Origin of the sequence: Stenotrophomonas sp. 278 (assembly GCF_003935715.1) — a bacterium.
In the GTDB taxonomy this organism is placed as follows: domain Bacteria; phylum Pseudomonadota; class Gammaproteobacteria; order Xanthomonadales; family Xanthomonadaceae; genus Stenotrophomonas; species Stenotrophomonas maltophilia_AH.
Map to the genome: position 1 here is coordinate 1 of NZ_RHPP01000275.1, position 1,889 is coordinate 1,889.

2 protein-coding genes are annotated in these 1,889 nt (G+C 67.9%); one reads left to right on the forward strand and one right to left on the reverse strand.

The window, feature by feature from the left end; translation table 11 throughout:
• Positions 1 to 42: 42 nt before the first annotated feature.
• Positions 43 to 1,014, reverse strand: coding sequence for a mitochondrial fission ELM1 family protein (locus EGJ34_RS21575; RefSeq protein ID WP_125362434.1), 972 nt, complete (start codon positions 1,012 to 1,014; stop codon positions 43 to 45).
• A 79-nt stretch (positions 1,015 to 1,093) separates the two neighbouring features.
• Here EGJ34_RS21575 and EGJ34_RS21580 point away from each other — a divergent pair, with 79 nt between their 5' ends.
• Positions 1,094 to 1,684 carry a malonic semialdehyde reductase gene (locus tag EGJ34_RS21580; protein WP_125362435.1) on the forward strand — a complete coding sequence of 197 codons (591 nt, stop codon included), beginning with the start codon at positions 1,094 to 1,096 and terminating at the stop codon, positions 1,682 to 1,684.
• Positions 1,685 to 1,889: the final 205 nt, after the last annotated feature.

The following is a 1,889-nucleotide window of genomic DNA, read 5'->3' on the forward strand; positions in this document are numbered from 1 at the left end:
TTGGCCGGCCCAGGCGGTGCGTGGGCCGGCCAACGGCCGGCGCTACCGATCCCCACCCGCCAATCGTTCCCGAACCAACGTGGCCACCCGCCCGGTCTCCCGCAACGGCACCACATCCCCCGCAGCCCACTCCAACCACCGTTCCTGCAATCGCCCGCGTTCCCGCAGCGCCTGCTGGAACACCACCATCCGTCCCTGCGCCTGCTCCCCCAGCGCCACACATACCGGCACCCGCGTCGCACACGCTTCGGACAACAGATTCACCGAATCCGGCGACACCACCACCCGGTGTGCCCAACCCAACAACCCGGCATACGGATTCACCCCATCCCCGCCATCACCCCAGATCACCTGCGGCACCCCCACAAACGCCTTCCGCAACGCCCCCACCAACGCCGGCGGGGTCCGCCGCGAGGTCGTCGCCAACACACTGCCACCCTCCGCCCGCACCTGCGCGGCCACCTCTTCAAACACCCGCGCCATAGCCGCCTCATCCCACGGCGCATGCCCGGTCGGCCCGCCCACCAGCAGCGCCGTCCGCGGCCCCGGCAGCGCACCGAACTCCGCAAACGCCGCACGCCCCAGCGCCAGCCAATCGTCATTCACCGGGTTCAAGCTGCCCAGCAGGGTCAGCACGTTCTCGCCACGCAGGCGGTCGTGCTCCGGCACCACCACCAGGTCCCAATGCCGGGGCGAAAGACGCGGGTCCAGAATCTGCACCACCGTCGAACCACGCTCGCGCAACAACCGCAGCGCCCCCGCCGCCTGCCGCCCACACCCCACCGCCAGCGTCGGCGGCGAAGCGACCAGCTCCGAAAACCGCGGACCAAAACCGTCAGCCATCCCCGGCAACCAGCGCGGGGCCACCCACTTCCATGGCGCGCGCGGCTCCAGCACCAGCGGCCGGTGCACGCCAAGCTTCAGCGCACTGGCCAGCGCCACCGCCTGGCGCACATTACCTGCGCGGCCGTCAGTGATCGTCCAAGGCGCGGTCCATTGTTTCACGTGTGGCATTAATTCGTTTCAGCCAAGCTGGGTGTTGCAGATGTTGCGACACTCTACACTGCGAGCCTTCACCGATCCCGGAGGCTTCATGTCCAACGTGCTTAACGACACTGCGCTAGACCAGCTGTTCCGTACCGCCCGCACCCAGAACGCCTTCCAGGACAAGCCCGTCGAAGACGCTCAGCTGCGTGCCCTGTACGACCTGCTGAAGTGGGCCCCCACCGCCGCCAACGGCAGCCCCGCGCGCTTCGTGTTCGTGAAGTCGAAGGAAGCCAAGGCCAAGCTCGCCCCGGCGCTGTCCGAAGGCAACCATGACAAGACCCTGGCCGCCCCGGTCACCGTGATCATCGGTTTCGACGAAGACTTCCACGAGAAGCTGCCGTTCCTGTTCCCGCACACCGACGCCAAGGCCTGGTTCGACGGCCCGCGTGAAGGCCGCACCGAAGGCGCGTTCCGCAACGGCAGCCTGCAGGGTGGCTACCTCATCCTCGCCGCCCGCGCGCTGGGCCTGGACGCCGGCCCCATGAGCGGCTTCGACAACGCCAAGGTCGACGAAGCCTTCTTCAAGGGCACCGCCATCAAGTCGAATTTCCTGGTCAACTTGGGGTACGGTGATCCTTCGGGCCTGTTCCCCCGGCTGCCTCGCCTGTCGTTCGACGAAGCCGCCCGCATCGAATAAGCGTTACCGCCAGACCGCGGCCCGTCTGTGCGGACGGGCTGTATGAGTAGTTGCTTTCTTCCCCTTCCCTTAGCGAGAGAGACTCCACATGACCGTTACCCGCAAACTGCTGCTGCCGCTGGCTCTGACCCTGGCCATCACCGCCTGCTCCAAGCCGGCCGATGAAGCCGCCGCCCCGGCCGCCGACGCCGCTGCCACCCCGGCT

Bases quoted from the DNA above. Each gene is read 5' to 3' on its own strand.
- EGJ34_RS21575 (WP_125362434.1), bottom strand. From the start codon at position 1,014: ATGCCACACGTGAAACAATGGACCGCGCCTTGGACGATCACTGACGGC.
- EGJ34_RS21580 (WP_125362435.1), top strand. From the start codon at position 1,094: ATGTCCAACGTGCTTAACGACACTGCGCTAGACCAGCTGTTCCGTACC.